Annotated in this window: 17 protein-coding genes; 10 read left to right on the top strand and 7 right to left on the bottom strand. The window is 72.2% G+C overall.

The annotated features are described in order from the left end of the window. Positions 1 to 129: 129 nt before the first annotated feature. The gene (locus AB0N76_RS03600; protein ID WP_363552716.1) at positions 130 to 1,767 is read left to right on the top strand and encodes a helix-turn-helix domain-containing protein; all 1,638 of its coding nucleotides are present in this window, start codon (positions 130 to 132) and stop codon (positions 1,765 to 1,767) included. A gap of 111 nt (positions 1,768 to 1,878) precedes the next feature. Here AB0N76_RS03600 and AB0N76_RS03595 read toward each other — a convergent pair whose 3' ends face one another. Then, positions 1,879 to 3,360: an alkaline phosphatase PhoX gene (locus AB0N76_RS03595; protein WP_363552714.1), complete on the bottom strand. Its 1,482-nt coding sequence runs from the start codon at positions 3,358 to 3,360 to the stop codon at positions 1,879 to 1,881. A gap of 242 nt (positions 3,361 to 3,602) precedes the next feature. Further along, positions 3,603 to 5,003, bottom strand: coding sequence for a hypothetical protein (locus AB0N76_RS03590; RefSeq protein WP_363552712.1), 1,401 nt, complete (start codon positions 5,001 to 5,003; stop codon positions 3,603 to 3,605). A 191-nt stretch (positions 5,004 to 5,194) separates the two neighbouring features. Between AB0N76_RS03590 and AB0N76_RS03585 the strand changes: the two genes are divergently transcribed. Further along, entirely contained in the window at positions 5,195 to 5,638 is a 444-nt protein-coding gene (locus AB0N76_RS03585) for a VOC family protein (RefSeq protein ID WP_363552710.1), read from the top strand. Positions 5,639 to 5,687: 49 nt separating this feature from the next. Here AB0N76_RS03585 and AB0N76_RS03580 read toward each other — a convergent pair whose 3' ends face one another. Beyond that, positions 5,688 to 7,328 (bottom strand): hypothetical protein, encoded by a 1,641-nt coding sequence (locus AB0N76_RS03580; protein ID WP_363552708.1) that lies wholly within the window; start codon positions 7,326 to 7,328, stop codon positions 5,688 to 5,690. 327 nt (positions 7,329 to 7,655) lie between these two features. Between AB0N76_RS03580 and AB0N76_RS03575 the strand changes: the two genes are divergently transcribed. Together AB0N76_RS03575 and AB0N76_RS03570 are read left to right on the top strand one after the other, a co-directional pair. Continuing rightward, entirely contained in the window at positions 7,656 to 8,990 is a 1,335-nt protein-coding gene (locus tag AB0N76_RS03575; RefSeq protein WP_363552706.1) for an MFS transporter, read from the top strand. Between the two features lie 260 nt (positions 8,991 to 9,250). Then, positions 9,251 to 9,976, top strand: coding sequence for a dienelactone hydrolase family protein (locus tag AB0N76_RS03570; RefSeq protein ID WP_363552704.1), 726 nt, complete (start codon positions 9,251 to 9,253; stop codon positions 9,974 to 9,976). Positions 9,977 to 10,098: 122 nt separating this feature from the next. Here the strand turns inward: AB0N76_RS03570 and AB0N76_RS03565 are convergent, their stop codons facing one another. From AB0N76_RS03565 to AB0N76_RS03555, 3 genes are read right to left on the bottom strand one after another with little or no spacing between them, the layout of a single operon-like run. Continuing rightward, positions 10,099 to 10,530, bottom strand: a complete 432-nt coding sequence (locus AB0N76_RS03565; protein WP_363552702.1) for a VOC family protein — start codon at positions 10,528 to 10,530, stop codon at positions 10,099 to 10,101. 59 nt (positions 10,531 to 10,589) lie between these two features. Then, positions 10,590 to 11,408: a class I SAM-dependent methyltransferase gene (locus AB0N76_RS03560; protein ID WP_363552700.1), complete on the bottom strand. Its 819-nt coding sequence runs from the start codon at positions 11,406 to 11,408 to the stop codon at positions 10,590 to 10,592. A 32-nt stretch (positions 11,409 to 11,440) separates the two neighbouring features. Further along, positions 11,441 to 12,718, bottom strand: coding sequence for a helix-turn-helix transcriptional regulator (locus tag AB0N76_RS03555; RefSeq protein WP_363552698.1), 1,278 nt, complete (start codon positions 12,716 to 12,718; stop codon positions 11,441 to 11,443). Between the two features lie 202 nt (positions 12,719 to 12,920). Between AB0N76_RS03555 and AB0N76_RS03550 the strand changes: the two genes are divergently transcribed. From AB0N76_RS03550 to AB0N76_RS03525, 6 genes are all read left to right on the top strand, one after another. Then, positions 12,921 to 13,415, top strand: a complete 495-nt coding sequence (locus AB0N76_RS03550) for an ATP-binding protein (RefSeq protein ID WP_363552696.1) — start codon at positions 12,921 to 12,923, stop codon at positions 13,413 to 13,415. 180 nt (positions 13,416 to 13,595) lie between these two features. Next, positions 13,596 to 13,736 (top strand): hypothetical protein, encoded by a 141-nt coding sequence (locus AB0N76_RS03545; protein WP_363552694.1) that lies wholly within the window; start codon positions 13,596 to 13,598, stop codon positions 13,734 to 13,736. A 13-nt stretch (positions 13,737 to 13,749) separates the two neighbouring features. Next, positions 13,750 to 14,937, top strand: a complete 1,188-nt coding sequence (locus AB0N76_RS03540; protein WP_363552692.1) for a cupin domain-containing protein — start codon at positions 13,750 to 13,752, stop codon at positions 14,935 to 14,937. Then, positions 14,934 to 15,830 (top strand): aldo/keto reductase, encoded by an 897-nt coding sequence (locus AB0N76_RS03535; protein WP_363552690.1) that lies wholly within the window; start codon positions 14,934 to 14,936, stop codon positions 15,828 to 15,830. Before AB0N76_RS03540 ends, AB0N76_RS03535 begins: the two co-directional genes overlap by 4 nt. A gap of 220 nt (positions 15,831 to 16,050) precedes the next feature. After that, a complete protein-coding gene (locus AB0N76_RS03530) occupies positions 16,051 to 16,647 on the top strand; it encodes a hypothetical protein (protein ID WP_363552688.1) in 597 nt (198 codons plus the stop codon). Positions 16,648 to 16,887: 240 nt separating this feature from the next. Further along, entirely contained in the window at positions 16,888 to 17,319 is a 432-nt protein-coding gene (locus AB0N76_RS03525) for an NUDIX domain-containing protein (RefSeq protein ID WP_363552686.1), read from the top strand. Between the two features lie 640 nt (positions 17,320 to 17,959). On the opposite strand, the gene AB0N76_RS03520 is transcribed toward AB0N76_RS03525, so the two are convergent. Beyond that, on the bottom strand, positions 17,960 to 18,493 hold the full coding sequence (locus AB0N76_RS03520) for an NUDIX domain-containing protein (RefSeq protein ID WP_363552684.1): 534 nt from the start codon (positions 18,491 to 18,493) through the stop codon (positions 17,960 to 17,962). Between the last annotated feature and the right edge of the window lie 192 nt (positions 18,494 to 18,685).

Below are 18,685 nucleotides of genomic sequence, written 5' to 3'. Positions count from 1 at the left end.
CACAGGACGAACGCTATTCCTGCACCGGGGCCCGCTTGATTGGCCGGACGGCTAAAATCATCCGGACGGCGTTGTCCAAGTGGATGAACAGCCCGGGACGAACCCGGCAGAACGCCCCAGGAGGCCCAGATGACCACCCCCGGCCTCCCACCCGTCCCCGGGTTCCCGCCCGCCTCCGGGCTCCCGCTCCGGCAGCTGCTGATGTCGCTCGGCGAGCCGCTGGTCGAGCTCCAGGCCGCCCCGCACGGCCTCGACGTCCCGGTCCGCGACGTCGCCATCCTGGACCCCGAGGACCCGCCCACCGCCGCCGCCGGCGAACTCGTGCTCGCCATCGGCGCCCGCGGCCGGGCCGCCCTCCCCGCCCTGCGCGCCGCCGGCCGGGCCGGCGCGGCCGCCGTCGCCGTCAAGCTGGACGCCCCCGGCCAGGCCGACGCGCTGCGCGAGGCGGCCACCGAGGCCGGCGTGGCGCTGCTCTCGGTCCGCCGGGAGACCCGCTGGGAGCACCTCGACTCGCTCGCCCGCGCGATCATCGCCGGACCGGACGCCCCGGACACCCCCGGCACCCCCGAGCACAACGCCGGCGACCTCTTCTCGCTCGCCCAGACCGTCGCCGTCCTCACCAACGGCATCGTCTCCATCGAGGACACCTCCAGCCGGGTGCTCGCCTACTCCCGCTCCTCCGACTCGGACGAGGTCGACGACCTGCGCCGGCTCTCCATCCTCGGCTGGCAGGGCCCCGAGCCGTACCTCTCCAAGCTCCGCGAGTGGGGCGTGTTCCAGCACCTGCGCGGCTCGGACACCGCCATCACCATCGACCCGCACCCGGAGCTCGGCCTGCGCCGCCGGCTGGCGATCGGCATCCGGGCCGGGGCGCAGCCGCTCGGCACCATCTGGGTCCAGGAGGGGGCCCAGCCGCTCGCGCCGCTGGCGGAGCAGGCGCTGGTCGGCGCGGCCCGCGTGGCGGCCGCCCAACTGGTCCGGCGCAGGCGGGAGTTGTCGGCGGACGTCCGGCTCACCCGGACCCTGCTGACCGGGCTGCTGGAGGGTTCCACCGGTCCGCAGTCGCTCGCCACCCACCTCGGGCTGGACCTGCGCCGGCCGGCCACCGTGCTCGCGTACAGCGCCGGGACCACCGAGGAGCTGACCCAGGCCGAGGTGACCGGCCTCATCTCGGTGCACACCGCCGCCCGGCACCGCGCCGCGCTGCTCGCCCCGATCGAGTCCCGGGTGTACGTGCTGCTGCCGGAGCTGCCCGCCAACCTGCCGATGACCACCGTGCGCGGCTGGGCCCAGGAGGTGATCGAGGCGGCCCGGGACCACCTGGGCGTCCCGCTGCGCGCGGCGATCGGCTCGACGGTGGACGGCCTGGCCCAGGTGCCCGAGTCGCGGGCGCAGGCGGACCGGATCCTGGACGCGATGGGCCGCGGCGGGGTGGAGCTGGAGGTCGCGGCGCTGATCGACGTCCAGGCCGAGGTGCTGGTCAGCGAGGTGCTGGCGCTGCTCCAGGAGCGCGGCGGACTGCGCGACCCGCGACTGACCGCGCTCACCGCGTACGACCGCCGGCACGGCACCCGGCTCGCCGAGTCGGTGCTGGCCTGGCTGGACGCGCTGGGCGAGGTCCGGGTGGCGGCGGACGCCCTGCACATCCACCCCAACACCCTGCGCTACCGGGTCCGCCGGGCCGAGCAGCTGACCGGCATCGACCTGGCGCAGCCGCAGCAGCGCCTGCTCGCCATGCTCCAGCTGCGGCTGCCGGCGGACATGTGAGAACGGGCATGTGCAAGACGGACATGTGCAAGAGGGACATGTGAAAGAGGGGCCCGCTCCATCGAGCGGGCCCCTCACTCACCTGCGGTCAGTCAGCCGCGGTCAGTCAGCTCACTCGCCGTAGCCCTGGCCGCGCTTGTGCTCGTTCAGACGGTGCCACGGGCCGGTGATGGCCAGCTGGATGCCCGGCTCCTGGATGTTGGCGAAGAGGGTCTTGCCGTCGTCCGAGAAGGTCACCCCGGTGAACTCGCTGAACTCGGGCTTGGCGGCGGTGCCGATGTTCAGCTCGTTGCGGGCGATCGCGTAGGTCAGACCGTCCTCGGTGGCGCCGAACAGGTGCTGCACGCCCTCGCCGTCCTCGGCGATCACGACGCCGCCGTACGGCGACACGGTGATGTTGTCCGGGCCGTCGTAGTTGTCGTGGTCGCCCAGCACGTCGGTGTTGACGCCGAGCAGGACCTTCAGGGTGATGGTGCGGCGGACCGGGTTGTAGAACCAGACCTGGCCGTCGTGCTGCAGCGGGCTCTCCGAGCGGGCGAAGCTGGAGACGAAGTAGAAGCCGCCGTCACCCCACCACATGCCCTCCAGCTTGCGGGCGCGGGTGACCTCGCCCTCCTTGAACTGCTTGCGGACGGAGACGGTGCGGGCGTCGCGGTCCTGGACCTTGACCCAGTCGACGCCGTAGACGGTGCCGACCGTGGTGGCGCGGGAGAGGTCGTCGACGAACTTGCCCTGGGCGTCGAAGACCTTGAAGGCCTCCAGCACACCGGCGTCGGCGGCCAGCTTGCGCAGCTGGTAGCGGCCGTGCTTGAAGCCGGCCGGCGGGGTCCAGCGGTAGAGCAGGCCGTTCGGGCCGCCCGCGTCCTCGGTCAGGTAGACGTGGCCGCGCTTCTTGTCGACGACGACGGCCTCGTGCGCGTACCGGCCGAAGGCCTTGATCGGCTGCGGGTTCTCGTTGTACTCGTCGTCGAACGGGTCGACCTCGAAGATGTAGCCGTGGTCCTTGGTCATGCCGTTCTGGCCGGCCTTGTCCTCGGTCTCCTCACCGGAGAGCCAGGTGCCCCACGGGGAGACGCCACCGGCGCAGTTGGTGGAGGTGCCCGCGATGCCGACCCACTGCTCGACGGTGCCGTTGGCCTTGGCGTGCACGATGGTGCAGCCGCCGGCCGCGCCCGGGTCGTAGACGTGACCCTCGGTCAGCGGGACCGGGTTGGGCCAGTTGGCGCGCGGGCCGCGCAGCTCGTGGTTGGTGACCAGCAGGTTGCCGCCGCGCTCGTCCTCGAACGCCGAGGTGCCGTCGTGGTTGCTCGGGGTGAACTCGCCGGTCTTCAGCTTGGTCTGGCCGGCCCGGTTCAGGACGGTGTACTTGAAGCCCTTGGGCAGCGCCAGCAGGCCGGCCGGGTCGGCGACCAGCGGGCCGTAGCCGACGGCCACCCGCTCGGCCTCGGCGGCCGCGGCCACCGGCGCCTCGCCACCGGCCGGGGCGGCGATCGCGCCCGGCGCGCTGGCCAGGGCCTCGGCGCTGCCGGCGATCAGAACACCGGCCCCGACGAGGGTGGAACGGTTGACGAAGTCCCGGCGGGACAGCGACATGGCAGTCACTCCTGAGGGGTGGGCCGCCGACCGGGACCGTGCCCGGTGCGTGGCGTGCGAGGTGTCGAGGCTGGTCGTCGACGCCCAGCAGACTCCGCCCGTTCCGTGAACGCACGGTGAAGCGGACGCCACGTCAGGGTGGTCATTTGCCGACCGTATTCGAACCCATGACCCATCTTTTGCCTCCTTACCACAGGCGACACCACAGGTCACACGCCCGTCCGACGCAGGTCACCCCCCGTTCAGCGGCCTGCCCGGGCCGCCCGCCACTGCTCCCAGGCCGCCAGCCACAGCTGCTCGCAGATCCGGTGCTCCTCGCCCTCCCCCTGCCCGACCGGACGGCCCGTCACACCCGGGCCCGCGACACCCGCGCCGGGCCCGCCCCCGTCCGCTCCCGCCACCGCCGCGCCGCCCGCATCCGCACGGCCCGCCGTCCGGCCGCGCCGGACCTGCTGCCAGGCCCGCTGCGCCGGCACGCTCGCCACCTCGCTGGCGAACACCGCGTACCGGATCGACTCCTCGACCGCGGCCTCCCCCTCCGGCGTCCCCACCACCCAGTGGGTCAGCTGGGAGAGCCGGCTCAGCTGCTCGACCAGCGCCGTCACCGCCTCGCGCGCCTCCTCCCGGGTCTCCGTGGCGAGCCGCATCTGCTGCCGCACCGCCGCCTCCCAGCGCACCGCGCCCGCCTCCGCGCGCGCCCCGCGCGGCGGCCGGGGCGGGCGGCCGGCCCGTACCCGCGCCTCGACCGCGGCGGCCTCGCCGATGCCGTGCGTGATCACCGCCCGGTGCGCCTCCAGGCCCACCGCCGGCGCCAGTTCGCGCCGCTCCACCGGCAGGTGCCGGCCGCGCCGGGTGGCCAGCTCGCGCAGCAGCGCGGTACGGCCGCGCAGGTAGCGCTCGTGGTCGCCGATCCGGGCCAGCTCGACGCCGCCCGGCGACACCCCGCGCCCGCAGACGGTGACGGTCAGCCCGCCGATCCGGAACCGGCCCGCCCACACCGGCTCGGCCCCGCCGATCGGGCAGCAGCCGGGCAGTGCCGCGCCGGACCAGAGCCCGCGCCGGTCCTCGTGCACCTCGATCGGGTAGGGCTCGCCGTCGACGGTTATCCACTCGCGCAGTGCCCGGACCCGGCCGGGCGCGTCGCCCTCGTCCACGCCGAGCTGCTCGTACACCCGGTCGCGCTCGTCCTCGACCACGTCCTCCAGCTCGGGCAGCGGCTCGTACCGGTCGGCGCCGGGCCGGTGCGTGCGCACGGTGACGTAGGGGCCGGCCGGCGCGGCCCAGTCGCCGGAGCCGACCTCGACCCAGCCGGGCGCGCCGTCCAGGGCGCTGCCGCCGCCCGTCCCGTAGCCGACCAGCGCACCCCCGACCGGCGTACCCCCGGCCGGCGCGCCCCCGACCGGCGCCGCCCCGACCGGCGCAGGCCCACCCGATCCCGACGGGGGCGCGGGCGCGACGCCGAACACCGGGAAGTCGGCCGCGACGAGGGTGCGGCGGGCGAGGTCCTCCTGGACGGCCAGGAACTCCTCCAGACCGCCGGCCGACCAATCCTCCGAGGGGTCCTCCGGGCGCTCGCACCGGTCCACCGTCCCCGCGCCGTCCCCGTACCGGCCGTCCCACCCGCCACCGCTCGCCCGCGTCATCCCGCGCCGCACCCCCTGTCGTGCCGTCTGTCCTCGCCGTGCCGTCGACTCCGGGCAACGATACGTGGCCCGACCTGCCGGGTCATCAGGACCATTGCGCACCGGGCGGATCCGCCCGAACCGCCGGGCCGGCGCCCCGGACGGGCGCGTCCGGGGCGCCGCTGTCGGTCCCCCTCCCTACGCTGGCCGACATGACCACCACCACGGAGTTCCCCGCCCGGATCAGCATCGTCACCCTCGGCGTGACCGACCTCGACACCAGCGCCCGCTTCTACGAGGCGCTCGGCTGGCGCCGCTCCACCCTCTCCAGCCCGGAGATCGTCTGGTTCCGCACCGCCGACTCGGTGCTCGGCCTCTTCCCGCACGACGAGCTGGCCGCCGACGCGGGCATCCCGGAGGCCGGCGAGCCCGCGTTCCGCGGCGTCACCCTCGCGGTGAACCTGGAGTCCCCCGCGCTGGTGGACGCCGCGCTGGCCACCGCGGTGGCGGCCGGCGCCGTCGTGGTGAAGCCGCCGACGACGACGAGCTGGGGCGGCTACTCGGGCTACTTCGAGGACCCGGACGGCCACCTCTGGGAGCTGGCCCACAACCCCTTCATCCCGTTCGCCGAGGACGGCTCACTGGACCTGCCGTAAGCCCCCGAGCCCTCAGCCCCCGCCCCTTCGCCCCTCAGCCCTTCGCCCCTCAGCCCTTCGACCGCGCCTTGAACGCCGCCTTGCGGGCCTCCTTCGCCACCGCCCGGTCCGGGTGCAGCTCGCCGACCGCCTCCAGGACGTCCGCCGTGTACGGGTGGTCGACCCGCCACAGCTCGGTGAAGTAGGCCGCGGGCTCCTCCGTCACCGGCAGGTCCGCGATCAGCTCGCGCAGCTGCTCCGGGTCGCCGCCGGTGTCCAGCAGCTGGGCGGCGAAGGTGTCGACCACCGTCCAGAGCGCCATCGTCCGGTCCGGCGCGGGCACGTCCGCCGCCCCGAGCGCGGCCAGCCAGGCCCGCGCGCCGCCGCCCAGCTCCGGGTCGTCCAGCACCTCGCGGACGGCGGGCTCGGCGGGCGCGCCGAGCAGCGCCAGCGCCGAGTGGCAGAGCATCCGGCGCATCGGCGCGTACGCGTCGATGCCGCGCGCGGCCGCCAGCAGCTCGCGCGCCGCCGCCAGCGGCTCCCGGCCGGCGACCCAGACCCGCAGCTCCTCCTCGGGCAGCACGTTGGCGGCCTCGCTGACGCCGCGGAGCAGCTCCGCCGCGTCGCCCCGGGCCAGGTCGCCGACCAGCGGCGCGTCGTAGCCGTCCTCCAGCAGCCACTGCCGGATGCCGTACTGGCCCAGCGGGGTGAGCCGGACCAGCCCGAACCGGGCGGACTCCGCCTCGTCCAGCTCCGCCGGCTCCTCCGGGGCGGGCCCGTCGCCCTCCCCGTCCTCCTCCTCGTCGAACAGCTCCGGGTCGATCGGCCGGTAGTCGAGCAGGCCCAGCTCGGCCAGGTCGGCCAGCATCGGGTCCAGCGAGACCATCACATCGGTGATGTCACCGAGCAGCTCCTCGCTCGGCTCCTCGCCCTCCGGCACCACCAGCAGCGCCGCCAGCACCCCGAGCGGCACCGTCTCCTGACCCGGCTCGGCGAACGCGGTGGCCTCGTACAGCACCTGCAGGGCCTCGTCGAGCAGCTCGGCGGCCGCGTCGCGGGCCTCCTCGACCTCGCTGAGCCGCGCCTCGTCCGCCTCGTCGTCGTCGGACTCGTCCTCCGCGCCACCGGGGGCGGCGCCCTCCAGCTCCTGCGAGTCCGCCTCGGCGGCCAGCTCGCGGACGATCCCGGCGGCCGTCAGCCACAGCTCCAGGACGGTCTCCGGGTCCCCCTCCTCGGCGGCCTCCAGGTCCGGACCGGGAATCGCGACGTGCTCCCCGGCCGCCGTGGTGCCGATCTCGACCAGGTCCAGGTCGCAGGCCAGCGACCAGGCCCGCATCGCCTCGACCACCGCCTCCTCCGGCGCGTCCCCCTCCTCGGGGGCGAGGCCGAGCAGCCGGGCGGCGGGCGCCCGGTCCGGGCCGGTGAGGTCGCCGAACTCGTCCACCACGCGGTGCGGGGCCGTCCAGCGGGCCAGCCGCAGCGCCCAGCCGATCATCGGCACGGCCTTCGCCTGGGCGGTCAGCTCCTCCTCGGACGGCAGCCGCACCGGCGGCACCAGCACGGCGGCGTCGTCCAGGTCGTCCTCGTCCAGCCCGTGCGCGGCGAACGCCCCGTACAGGTCCTGCAGCTCCAGGTCGGCGGGCAGCACGGCGCCCTCACCCGGCGTGCCCGCTGCCGAGCTACCGGCGCTCTTACGACGTCGTGCGGCCATCGGTGTGCGTTCTCCCTACGCCGAGCGGTCAACCGGGCCGGGCCGCGAACATCAGCTCCGCGTACCGGTCCACCACCTCAGCGTATAGGCCGGGCACCCCCGATGCCCGGCCGCGAGGGGCGCGCGCCGCAGCCGTGCGCCCACCCCTTATCCTTCGAAGTCGGTACCGCGCACACCCCGCGCGCGCCGACGGGCAACGAAGCCCCCTCTCACCTCACCCGCTCCACCAGGGAGCCCGCACCGAGGCCACCACCACAGCGCCCCCGGACGGGCGCGCCGGCACACCCCGCCGACCCCGGTGGCGCCCGGCCACAGGAGATCCCTGCCGTGACGGACCTCTCCCCTGCCGGCACCGTCCTGCGCGGCGCGCAGCTCGACGGGCGCCGACTGTCGGAGGCCCTGCTTCCCCTGGAGCTCGCGCCCCGCGCCCAGCTCCGGCTCTCCGCCGTCAGCCGCTGGAACGCGCTGCGCGGAGTGCGCGTCGGCCTCGTCGCCGCCGCCCTCCTCCTCATGCTGATCGGCGCCAACCTGGCCACGCCGATCTACCCCCTGCTCCAGCAGCAGCTCGGGCTCGGCCCGCTCGACACCACGATCCTCTTCACGATCTACGTGTTCGCGCTGGTCCCGGTGCTGGCCGTGGTCGGCCACTGGTCCGACCACCTCGGCCGACGCGCCCTGATCCTGCCCGCCGTCGCGCTGGCCGCGGCCGGCGACGTCGTGTTCGCCACCTCCGGCAGCTTCTGGCAGCTGGCGGCCGGCCGGGCCGTCCAGGGCATCGCCGTCGGCCTGTCCACCGGCGCCGCCGGGGCCGCCCTCGGCGACCTGCTGCCCGACCACCCGACGCTCGCCGCCAAGCTCACCCTGGCCTGTTCCGCGGGCGGCGTCGCCCTCGGCCCGATCGTCGGCGCGCTGCTCTCCGGCGGCGCCGACCCGCTGCTCACGCCCTTCCTGCTGCACGCGATCGCGCTGCTGGCGCTGTGCGTGCCGCTGGCCCTGGTGCACCCGCGGATGCCCGGCCGCAACCGGCCGCCGGCCACCCCGCCCCGGATCACCACCCCGGCCCACCTGCGCCCGCGCCGGCTCGCCCTGCCCCGCACCGGCCGCCGCGAGTTCCTGCTCGCCGCCTCGGCGGGCTTCATCTCGTACGCGGTGTTCGGCGTCTACCTGGCGCTCGCCCCGGCGTTCTCCGCCAAGCTGCTGCACACCTCCTCGCACCTGACCGGCGCGGTCGTCGCGGCGCTGCTGCTCGGCTCCTCGGCCGCCGCCCAGCTGATCGTCCCGCCGACCGCCGACCGCCTGGTCATCGCCCTCGGCATGACCGGCCTGGCCGCCGGCCTCGGCCTGGTGGTCACCGCCCAGTACACGGAGACCCCGGCGCTGCTCTTCATCGGCAGCGTCCTCGGCGGCATCTGCCAGGGCGTGGCCTTCCGCTCACTGTTCACCACCGCGGTCGCGGCGATGAACCCGGAACGCCGCGGCTCCGAGCTGAGCTCCCTGTGGATCATCGTCTACCTCGGCAGCTCCGCCCCGATCATCGCGGTCGGCGCCCTCGTCCAGGCCTACGGCCTGCTCCCGGCCACCAGCGGCTTCGCCATCATCGCGGCCACCCTCTGCACCGCCCTCGCGATAGCCGTCGCCCGCAAGCCCAAGCAGCCCGCCTGACCGGAACACCAGAACGCCGCCGCCCGGTACGGACCCCGTACCGGGCGGCGGCGTCTTCACACCCGCGCATCCTCCGCTCCGTCAAGCAGTTCCACCGCCGTTCCCCACCATCCACCCCCCACCCCGGGCCTCGCCGTGTGCCGCCCGGCCAGGCGGCACACGGCATTGATCGGACAGGGCGATGCAGTCGGGACGGACCGCTGTCTGCCATAGGTGAACAGCACCCCGGGCGGGCGCAACGTTCATTACCGTCCAGTCGCATGACGACGGTGACAACCCGTACGGTCGAATACCCGGCCGACAACCTGACGATGATCGGACACCTCGCGCTCCCGGCCGGCGCCGAGCGCCGGCCCGCGGTCCTGATCGGACCCGAGGGGATGGGGCTCAGCGATGTCGAGCGCCGCCGGGCCGAGGCGCTGGCCGAGCTGGGGTACGTGGCGCTGGCCTTCGACCTCCACGGCGGGCGCTACTTGGCAGACCCGGAGGAAATGCTGGGCCGTTGCCTGCCGCTGCTCGCCGATCCCGACCGCATGCGAGGAATCGGTCACGCCGCACTCGACGTGCTGCGTGCCGAACCACGGGCCGACCCCGACCGGACCGCCGCCATCGGCTACGGCACCGGGGGCGCGGTCGCGCTGGAACTCGGTCGCGACGGAGCCGACCTGCGCGCGATCGGCACCGTCAACGCACTGACCACCGGCCGACCGGGCGAGGCGGCCCGCATTCGCTGCCCGGTCTGGGCCGGAGTCGGGTCGGAAGACCCGATCATGCCGCCCGCGCAACGGGAGGCGTTCACCGCGGAGATGCAGGCCGCGGGCGTCGACTGGCGCCTCGTGGTCTACGGAGGAGCCTTGCACGCCTTCCACCACCCACCGGTCGACCACACCACGGTCCCCGGCGTCGGCTACCACCCACGGCACGCACAGCGAGCCTGGCGCGACATCGTCGCGCTGCTCGCCGAGTGCCTGCCCGTCACGGATTGATCGGCCACCGTTCCCCACCATCCACCCCACCCGCCTTCCAGCGGGTGCCCGCCCCGGGCCCGGCCGAGTGCCACCCCGGTTTCCGGGAGACGGCTCCCCACCTCTCAGTCCCGGCGGTGGAATCAGGCGAGGCAGAACTCGTTGCCCTCGATGTCCTGCATCGTGATGCAGGACTCGTTGACGCCATCGGCGCGCTGCGTCAGCACGTGCTTCCCGCCGAGCGCCATCAGCCGTGCACACTCGGCCTCAAGCGTGGCCAGCCGCTCGTCACCCACGAGCCCGACACCGGCCCGCACATCGAGATGCACCCGGTTCTTGACGACCTTGCCCTCGGGAACCCGCTGGAAGAGCAGGCGCGGGGCCACACCCGCGGGATCGGTGCACGCGAAGTAGACCGTATCCTCGGGCGGCAGCGAGGCGAAACACTCCTCCCACGTGGCATGGCCCTCCGGGACCGGAGGCAGGACGTACCCCAGCACCTCGCACCAGAAGTTGGCGAGGCGCACCGGCTCCGCGCAGTCGAAGGTCACCTGGATCTGCTTGATCGTTGACATCGGCGCACCATAGCAGGGGCCCTCCGCTGCTCATCTCCCCAGGTCGGAAGGTCCGCACGTCACAAGCGGCACACCAGGACTCCACCCAGGCACCTGATCGTGAAAGCGCCTTCGGCCCGTACGGTGGCGGCAGCGATCTCGGCTGCTCGGCTGACGGTCTCGTGGAACGGGACACCGCATTGGTCGGCCCACGCCTCGTAAGAGGCAAGGTGAGCAACGATCGGTGCGGGGTCGGTGATCTCGATGGTGCCGGGCAGTTCCCGCACGCGGATGCTCCTGAATACCGATCCGAGATAACCGGGGGCCTGCTCCAGGGAGAAACGAGAGCTGAGGGAGACCCGCGCCGGCCCCTCGGGAATCCCGAGTACGTCGCCTGCCGCCCGGGACCAGAGCTGGTCCAACTCCCGCTTGTCGGTGTCGCTGTTGGTCGAGGCGATGATCACGCCGCCAGGGCGGAGGACGCGGGCCAATTCCTTGATCGTGGCCTCGATGTCGCTGACGTGGTACAGCATGTGCAGGGCCAGTACGGCGTCGACGCTGTTGTCGGCGAAGGGCAGGGCCTGAGCGTCGGCCACCAGGACCGGCTTCTCGACGTCGGCGAGGATGCCCGCCGAAATGTCCATCCCGACGACCTGAAGGTCCGGACGGTCCTTGTGCAGGCGGCTGATGAACTTGCCGTTGCCGCAGCCGACGTCGAGGACGATCCCGCTTGTGTCGGCCAGTTCTTCGACGACGATCCCGGGCAGATCGTACTGCGGCTGCTGCCACCGGTAGATCGACTGGCGGGCGGCCAGGTGGCGTCCGTCGGCATAGGCGCTGTTCGCGAGAATGGACTTGTCGGCGACTGCGGCATCCTGCTGTGCGGTGTTGCTCGTCACTGTGGCAGCTCCGGGGAGTTCGTGAGTGCGGCTCAAGAGCAGGCTTCTCTGACATTCTCACGGAGACTCAAGACGATCGGGGAGCCTGCATAGGCTGGCTCAGCGAGACGAGTGCTCAACGCCCGGAGACGGCTGGAGATGCTCGCTGTTCGCCGGTCCGGTGCGGCGTCCAACACCACCGAGAGCTTCTCCCGCACGCCGTCGAGGTCGCCGCGGGCGAGATGGGCGTTGGCGAGGTCAAGGCGGGCGGCCAGTAGATCGCCGGAGGACTGCTCCTGCTGCGGTGCGGACTCGTACAGGGCGATGGCCCTGGAGGACGCCTCGATGGCGCGGTTCACGTAGCGCTGGCCGCCCAGGGAAAGGAGGGCGGTGCCGGCGTAGGTCCACTGCTTGGCCATAGGGAACGTGAATACACCGGGAAGATCCACGTCCGTTGCTGTGCTCCGCGCCGCCTCGGCAGCTTCCACAGCTCGTAGTGCGCTCGCACTGTCGCCGAGCGCGGCGGCGGCCCGTGCTTCGAGGCTGAGCAGACGGGCTGCAATCGTCCCACTGTCTGCGTACGGAAGTCCGGCCCTGGCCAGTTCGGCGGCCTGGCAGTGGTCCTGCTGCCAGTAGGCGATCAGGGACTGGACGGATCGGATCCAGGCCCGGAGACCGTTGTGGCCGGCCGACTCCGCGCAACGCCAGGCCGTCCGCGATTGCGTGGCCGCAGCCGTGTACTGGCCGAGGTCGAGGGCGACGTGGGTGGCCAGACCGCAGAGGCGTCCGGCCTGCAGATAGAGATGACTTGTCTGGTAAGGCTGCTGGCGTCCTCGGAGTAAGAGGAACACTCCTCGCCGGAGGGTTCCGATGTCGTGGAAGAGTTCGGACAGCGGCTTGCTGACATAGTCCGACGCCAGCCTCTCGATGTCCGCGTCAATCTGTTCGAGCAGCGTTTCGTCCACGTTGGACGCGCTCGCGAAGCGAAGGAAGAGCGCGGACTCCGCCGAGTCGGCTGCCACGGCCACTACGAGATCGTCGTCGCGTTCCGTACGCCGATCAGGCACGGGAGGCGCGGCCTCGCCGACACTGCTGGGCGGTGGAACTGCTTCGGCGGCTGCAGGGGGTGCTGTCAGCAGGTCGGCCAACTGGCCGACCGAGAGTTCCAGAGCACGGGCGAGCTTCGGCCGCATCCAGGGGCGTGGGGCACCCCTGCCGCTCTCCCATCGCCCCACGGTCGTGCGGTCCACATCGAGGGCTTCAGCCAGGGATTCCTGGGTGTGGCCAACCGCCTCCCTGCGCTGGATCAGCCGGGACCTCCTGGATGCCATTCCGCGTCCTCCAGAGGAACGTCAGTTCGTCTGCAGCCGTAACAGGCCAGGTCATGCCCGGGTTTGCAGCACGGATGCCTCATTGCCACCTCAATTCTGCTCTGGTTCACCCGCGTTGGAGGCGGTTCTGTAGATACCGCCGGGTGAATCCCGGCGCGAATCGGCCCGCTGCCGACCTCGTCCCGGTGAAAGGTCCGCGCTCATGTCCGTCGCCACCCGCCGAGCCATTACCCCCGCCCCGTTCGGCTTTCGCGTGCTGCCCAGTGCCGAGGCCGTGCCGAACGCCCGGCGGCGGGTGATACAGGCCGTGCGCGATTGGGGCCTGCCGCTCGCGGAGGACGCGCTCCGCGATGTCGAGTTGCTGTCCAGCGAGCTGATCACCAACGCCGTGTGCCACACCCATGCCCCGTGCGTCGTCTGGGTGTCCTGGGACAGTGACCGGCTGCGCGTCGAGGTGACGGACGTCGGCCACGAACTGCCGGCTGCCGGCGGGATCGATGTCGACGCCACCGACGGGCGAGGGCTGTTCCTGGTGGCAGCGCTCGCGACGGACTGGGGCACCGAGCCGGACCCCGCCGGCAAGCGGATCTGGTTCGAGGTCGGCATCGCCGCTGCCGTCTCGGGCGAAGAGCGACTCACCGCGCTGGTGAGGGCCGCGGACTCGAAGGCACAGGACGTCGTCCCGACCAGTGCCTGAAAAGACTTCCTCCCGCCCCGACGCGGGCTCGGGGGATGCAGGTGGCCGCGCTGGTCAACAACCACGCGGCAAACGCACCTGAGGTTCCTTGCCAACGGCTTGCCCTGGCTACGGATCCATCGCTGCACCCACGGCGGGGCTGGGCAGTCGGCCCGTCCCATGAAACCGAAGGAGTTCTTCATGCCCGAGAACCTGACCACCGGCACCGAGGTGGAGGGCGACGGCCTGCTGGTCGCCCGTACGAAGGTCGCCGCGGCCCGCTCGCGTGGCGAGCAGCCGTCGGACGGCGGCTCCACCGGCCGAACCGACACCAACGACTGACGGCTGCAGCACGATGACCGCCGAGCACTTCTCGGTGGTCGAGCGTCTGGGCGGGGATGACTTCCTCACCCGGACGCTCGGCCGCAGCTTCAAAGTCGCACGCGGTGAAGCCGCGTCGCTCGCCGGGCTGATGAGCTGGGATGACCTCAACGCCATCCTGACCCACCACCGGTTCGAACCCCCTCGCTTCCGCCTCGCCGCCAACGGCGAGCAGGTGCCCGCGCACACCTACTCCCGGCCGATCATCACCCGGCGGAGCACCGTCTGGCACCAGCTCCAGCCCTCCGAGTTGCACAAACGTCTCGCCGAGGGTGCCACGCTCGTCCTGGACGCCATCGACGAACTCCACCCCGGTATCGGCACTCTGGCCGGCCAGCTGGAGCGCTGGCTGCGAACCGGCGTGCAGGTCAACCTTTACGCCTCCTGGACCGGCACCGAGGGCTTCGGCGTCCACTGGGACGACCACGACGTGGTCGTCGTCCAGCTCGACGGTGCGAAGCGCTGGCGCATCCACGGTCCCACCCGCACGGTGCCGATGCACCGCGACGTCGAGACCCCCGAGCCGCCGCCCGAGGAACCGGTCGCCGATCTGGTCCTCACCGCCGGCGACGTGCTCTACCTGCCTCGGGGCTGGTGGCACGCCGTCGCCGCCTCCGAGGGCGAGCACTCGCTGCACGTCACGTGCGGGCTGCAGAGCACGACGGGCGCCGACCTGATCACCTGGCTGTCGGAGATGCTCCGCGCCCACGAAGCCGTCCGGGCGGACATCCCACGCTTCGGGGCCAACGAGACGCAGCGCGCCTTCCTCGACACGATCGGCAAGCTCATCGCGACCGAATTGGAGAGCGACGACCTGATCGCCCGCTTCTCCTCCGCCCGCGACGCCACCGAGCGCGCCCGGCTCGCACCGTCGTTGCCCCACATCACTGCGGCCCCACCGGATGCCGACCTTCAGGTTCGCCTGGTCACCACGCGGCCCGCGCTCGCGGCCACGCCCGACGGCACCGTCCGGTTTACCGCCGGAGGCGAGGAGTGGACGTTTGCTGCCAAGGCCGAACCGATGCTCGCGCTCCTCGCCGACGGAGAACCTCACCGGCTCGCCGATCTCGCACAGGCAGCAGGCATCACTCTCGGCCAGGCGGCCGGTGTCGTGACGGAGTTGGTCGACGGCCAGGCCGCCGCGATCGGAGGCCCACGATGACCGCCCGGCTGGGTCTCGGCACCTACCGCTGCCTCGATGTGGCCGAGGCCGCGCTGATGGCCGCCTGCCGAGGTGCCGACTGGGTGGACACAGCGCCCAACTACGCAGGCGGCCACGCGGAGACGTCTCTCACCGTGATTCTGGCTGCCTACCCGGATCTGTGCGTCTCCACGAAGGTGGGCTTCGTACCGGCCGGCACCAGGCACATCGGTGTGCGAGCCGGTGCCCTGTCCGCAGCGGACGCCGAACGCGGGCACTGCCTCGCCCCGGACTACATCGCCTGGCAGCTCGCGCGCAGCCGGCTCATGCTCGGCCGGGTACCCGACCTGGTGTTCGTGCACAACCCCGAGCACGCCTGCCCGGACGGCGAGATCACCGGGTGGCTCTACAACGCCTTCGTGGCTCTGGAGGAGGCGTGCAGTCAACAGATCATCAGCGCCTACGGAATGGCGACCTGGAGTGGCTTCAGCAGCGACCTCTTCGACGTACCCACGCTGATCGAACTCGCGACCATGGCCGGCGGGCCGAATCATCACCTGCGGGCCATCCAGCTCCCGGTTTCCCTCGTCCACCTCGCGCCCGTCGCCCAGGCTCTCAACGGACGCGGCCCGTTGGCCGATGCCCTGGCAGCGGGACTCGAGGTGTTCGCCTCCGCCCCGCTCCACGGCGGCGAGATCCCCGGTCTGGTGACCCCGGAACTGTCCGAGCTGATCGCTCCCGGCCAGACCCCTGCCGAGACCGCCCTCTCCGTCGTTGCTTCAGCCCCAGGGGTGAAGCGCGTACTCCTGTCGACGGGCAACCCGGAACACTGGACGGAGGCCACGGAAGCCGTCGGCCGACCGTCATTGTCTCCGGACGTACTCCGAAGGGTCGTTGATGTACTCGGAACCTGAGCCGGACACCACCAGGCGGATGCGCGGGATGCACGCCACTGCCGCAGCGGCGTTCGACGCGACGCCGATCGGCTCGCGTGAAGCGTGGGGCTGGCGCGGACGCACCCTCGGTCGCGCGGTCGCCACGGCGTCCGGCGAGGGCTGGCTTCGCCTGGTATCGGCCCCGGCAGACAAGGCCGGCGGAAAGCTCTGGGAGGGACCGCAGGAGGCGGAACGGCTCATGCCTCCCACGGTACCGAGGCCGCACCTGCGGGAGCGGCGCACCTGGACCGAGGACGGGCACGGCTACCTGGCGGAGCTGTACGACAAGGTCACCGCCGCCACCATCACCACCGACGAGCCGACCCTCCGGGAAGCACCCGACCTGGACGACGCCTGGTGGGACGGGCTCAGCACCGCCCTCGACGCCATTGCCACCGTTCCCAGCGACCGGGTGGCGGTCCGGCAGGAATACCTGGACCGCGCCATGCCCCAGTACCTGGGCCGCTCGATCGACACCAAGGCGCCCGCCTGGACGACCGCCCACGGTGACCTGCACTGGGCCAACCTCACCAGCCCGGCCCTCACCGTGCTCGACTGGGAAGGCTGGGGCGTCGCACCCGCCGGGTACGACGCGGCGCTGTTGTACTCGTACAGCCTCCTCGTGCCGGACACCGCCGCCCGGGTCCGCCGCCGACTCGCCCACATCCTCGACACGCCAGCCGGGCAGTTCGCCGAACTGGTCGTGATCACCGAACTGCTGCAGACCATCACACGAGGCGACAACCTCGACCTCGAGGGGGCTCTGCGAAAGCGGCTCTCCGCGATCACCGGATGATCGGTCCTCGACCCCCTGGTCGAGGACTACGGGTCGGATCGTGACCGGCGTTGAGCAGACCGCGCAGCTCGAAAGCACGAACACGTCATCGACACGGGGCTCATCAAGTCCTGATGTCAGCTGCCACTTAGCCTGATGTGCGGTCACGTCGCCCTCCGTTGCCGCACTCAACCGGCAAGACAAGCGGCAGTCGGCTCCTCCGCTGACCGGCCCGTCCCACCGAACAGGAAGCAGGCCACCATGAAGCACCGCGTCCGCGCCGTCCTCCTCACCCCGAACAACACCCTGCTGCTGATCAAGCGCGTCCGCCCGGGCATCGACCCGTACTGGGTGATCGTCGGCGGCAAGATCGAGCCCACCGACGCCAGCCCCGAGGAGGCCCTGCTGCGCGAGGTCCGCGAGGAGATCGCCGGCGAGGCTCAGATCGTCAGGCACCTCCACACCGTCGAAACCGACACCGACCACGAGGACTTCTACCTCGCCACCATCGAGAAGTGGAGCTTCGAGGACCGCACCGGCCCGGAGTTCGACCAGGAGGGTCGAGGTGAGTACCTCCTCGAAGAGGTCCCCCTGACCGCCGAAGCCATCGAAGCGATCAACCTCCTGCCCCAGGAGATCGCCGCGGTTCTCCGCGAGGCCGTCGAACGCGGTGAGCTCCTCGCCGCCAGGTAGCCGCGGACCGCCAGCCGGGTCCGTGCGCGGGACCCGGCGCCGGGCGCCAGAACGGCCTCACGCTGCGTCAAATGACGTGATACGTGCCGCGCTCAAAGAGAAAGGGCGAGGCCGAAGCGCGCGAACTCGCTCCGCTGGTCACCCAATGGCTCGCTCGCGGCAGCACCCCGGCCGACCTCGCCCATGCCCTGCTGCCGGGCCTGCCCACCCCGATGCACTCGGCGGCCGCCGTGCTCCGCTACCGCCTGGAGCACAAGATGCCGCCCGCCCGGCCCGCCGCCCGGCCACCGGCCCGGTACGCGGAGTGTGCCAAGTGCCACGACCCCGTGCCCCGACCGGGCATCTGCCGCCCGTGCGCCGGCCTGACACTCGGCACTCCCACGACCGGCCAGGGGGTGAACGTGGCAACCGCAGGCGCCGCCCGAGTCCGAACCGCTCTACGCTCCGCGATGACCGGCGGTCGGCCGGCACACCTCGCCGCCTGAGACAGGTCGTCCCACCGGTCGGAAGGGGCTCCGGCGGAGAACTCAGCTCCAGCGGCGGCAGCTCGAGTTGGCCTGCGCGACCGCCACCGAAGCCCTATCGAACCAATGCCTCGGTAGCGACGTTGGCCGACCGGATCACCAGTGCGGCCGGCTGATCAAAGGCCGGCCTCGTCCAGCAGCAGGTAGAGCACGCCCACGAGCGTGCCACTGCTGACGATCTCGCGACGGTCGATCATGCCGCGCAGCTCGGACAGGGAGATCCACTCGATCCGGTCGGACTCGTTGCGCTCGGTCGGCGGTCCCACGTACTCGATCGCATCGGCCCGGAAGACGAAGTGTTCGGAGTCGGTGATCCCGTTCGCCGGCTGGGCGTAGATCAGCGGCTTGACCTCACCGACCTTCCAGCCTGTCTCCTCCAACGCCTCACGGGCCGCCGCCTCCGCCGGGGTCTCGCCCGGTTCGATCAGCCCCATCGGGAGTTCCCAGGCCCAGGTGTCGGTGATGAAGCGGTGCCGCCACATCATGAGGACCTGCTTCTCACTGTTCACGATGGCGGCCACGGCCAGGTGCCGGAGCTTGACCACGTGGTGTTCCCAACGGTGGCCGTCGGGCTGTTCGACGTCAGCCAGCCACAGGTTCACCCAAGGGTTCTCATAGATCGGACGTTCCCCATGAATCTTCCACTGCATCGCTGCGGGCCCCTCTCGCTGGGGCTCCAGCGTGTCAGACCACCAAGGCCGGCGAGCCGGTTCCGGCTAATTTGTGTCAGTCTGACGAAATCCAGGAGCCGGCCCGCTGGCTGGAGTCGGCCCGAGAGCTCAGGCATCTCGCTCTGCTCCATCAACGCCGCGCGCCGCCCGGCCAGGCGGCGCGCGACAAGG

The organism is Kitasatospora sp. NPDC093806, assembly GCF_040683335.1.
Taxonomy (GTDB): Bacteria; Actinomycetota; Actinomycetes; order Streptomycetales; family Streptomycetaceae; genus Kitasatospora.
The sequence above is the reverse complement of the archived record's forward strand: the minus strand, read 5'-3'. Positions and strand labels throughout refer to the sequence as shown.

Coding starts and splice junctions, on each gene's coding strand:
- AB0N76_RS03600 (WP_363552716.1), top strand. CDS start 130: ATGACCACCCCCGGCCTCCCACCCGTCCCCGGGTTCCCGCCCGCCTCC.
- AB0N76_RS03595 (WP_363552714.1), bottom strand. CDS start 3,360: ATGTCGCTGTCCCGCCGGGACTTCGTCAACCGTTCCACCCTCGTCGGG.
- AB0N76_RS03590 (WP_363552712.1), bottom strand. CDS start 5,003: ATGACGCGGGCGAGCGGTGGCGGGTGGGACGGCCGGTACGGGGACGGC.
- AB0N76_RS03585 (WP_363552710.1), top strand. CDS start 5,195: ATGACCACCACCACGGAGTTCCCCGCCCGGATCAGCATCGTCACCCTC.
- AB0N76_RS03580 (WP_363552708.1), bottom strand. CDS start 7,328: ATGGCCGCACGACGTCGTAAGAGCGCCGGTAGCTCGGCAGCGGGCACG.
- AB0N76_RS03570 (WP_363552704.1), top strand. CDS start 9,251: ATGACGACGGTGACAACCCGTACGGTCGAATACCCGGCCGACAACCTG.
- AB0N76_RS03565 (WP_363552702.1), bottom strand. CDS start 10,530: ATGTCAACGATCAAGCAGATCCAGGTGACCTTCGACTGCGCGGAGCCG.
- AB0N76_RS03555 (WP_363552698.1), bottom strand. CDS start 12,718: ATGGCATCCAGGAGGTCCCGGCTGATCCAGCGCAGGGAGGCGGTTGGC.
- AB0N76_RS03550 (WP_363552696.1), top strand. CDS start 12,921: ATGTCCGTCGCCACCCGCCGAGCCATTACCCCCGCCCCGTTCGGCTTT.
- AB0N76_RS03545 (WP_363552694.1), top strand. CDS start 13,596: ATGCCCGAGAACCTGACCACCGGCACCGAGGTGGAGGGCGACGGCCTG.
- AB0N76_RS03540 (WP_363552692.1), top strand. CDS start 13,750: ATGACCGCCGAGCACTTCTCGGTGGTCGAGCGTCTGGGCGGGGATGAC.
- AB0N76_RS03535 (WP_363552690.1), top strand. CDS start 14,934: ATGACCGCCCGGCTGGGTCTCGGCACCTACCGCTGCCTCGATGTGGCC.
- AB0N76_RS03530 (WP_363552688.1), top strand. CDS start 16,051: ATGCCTCCCACGGTACCGAGGCCGCACCTGCGGGAGCGGCGCACCTGG.
- AB0N76_RS03525 (WP_363552686.1), top strand. CDS start 16,888: ATGAAGCACCGCGTCCGCGCCGTCCTCCTCACCCCGAACAACACCCTG.
- AB0N76_RS03520 (WP_363552684.1), bottom strand. CDS start 18,493: ATGCAGTGGAAGATTCATGGGGAACGTCCGATCTATGAGAACCCTTGG.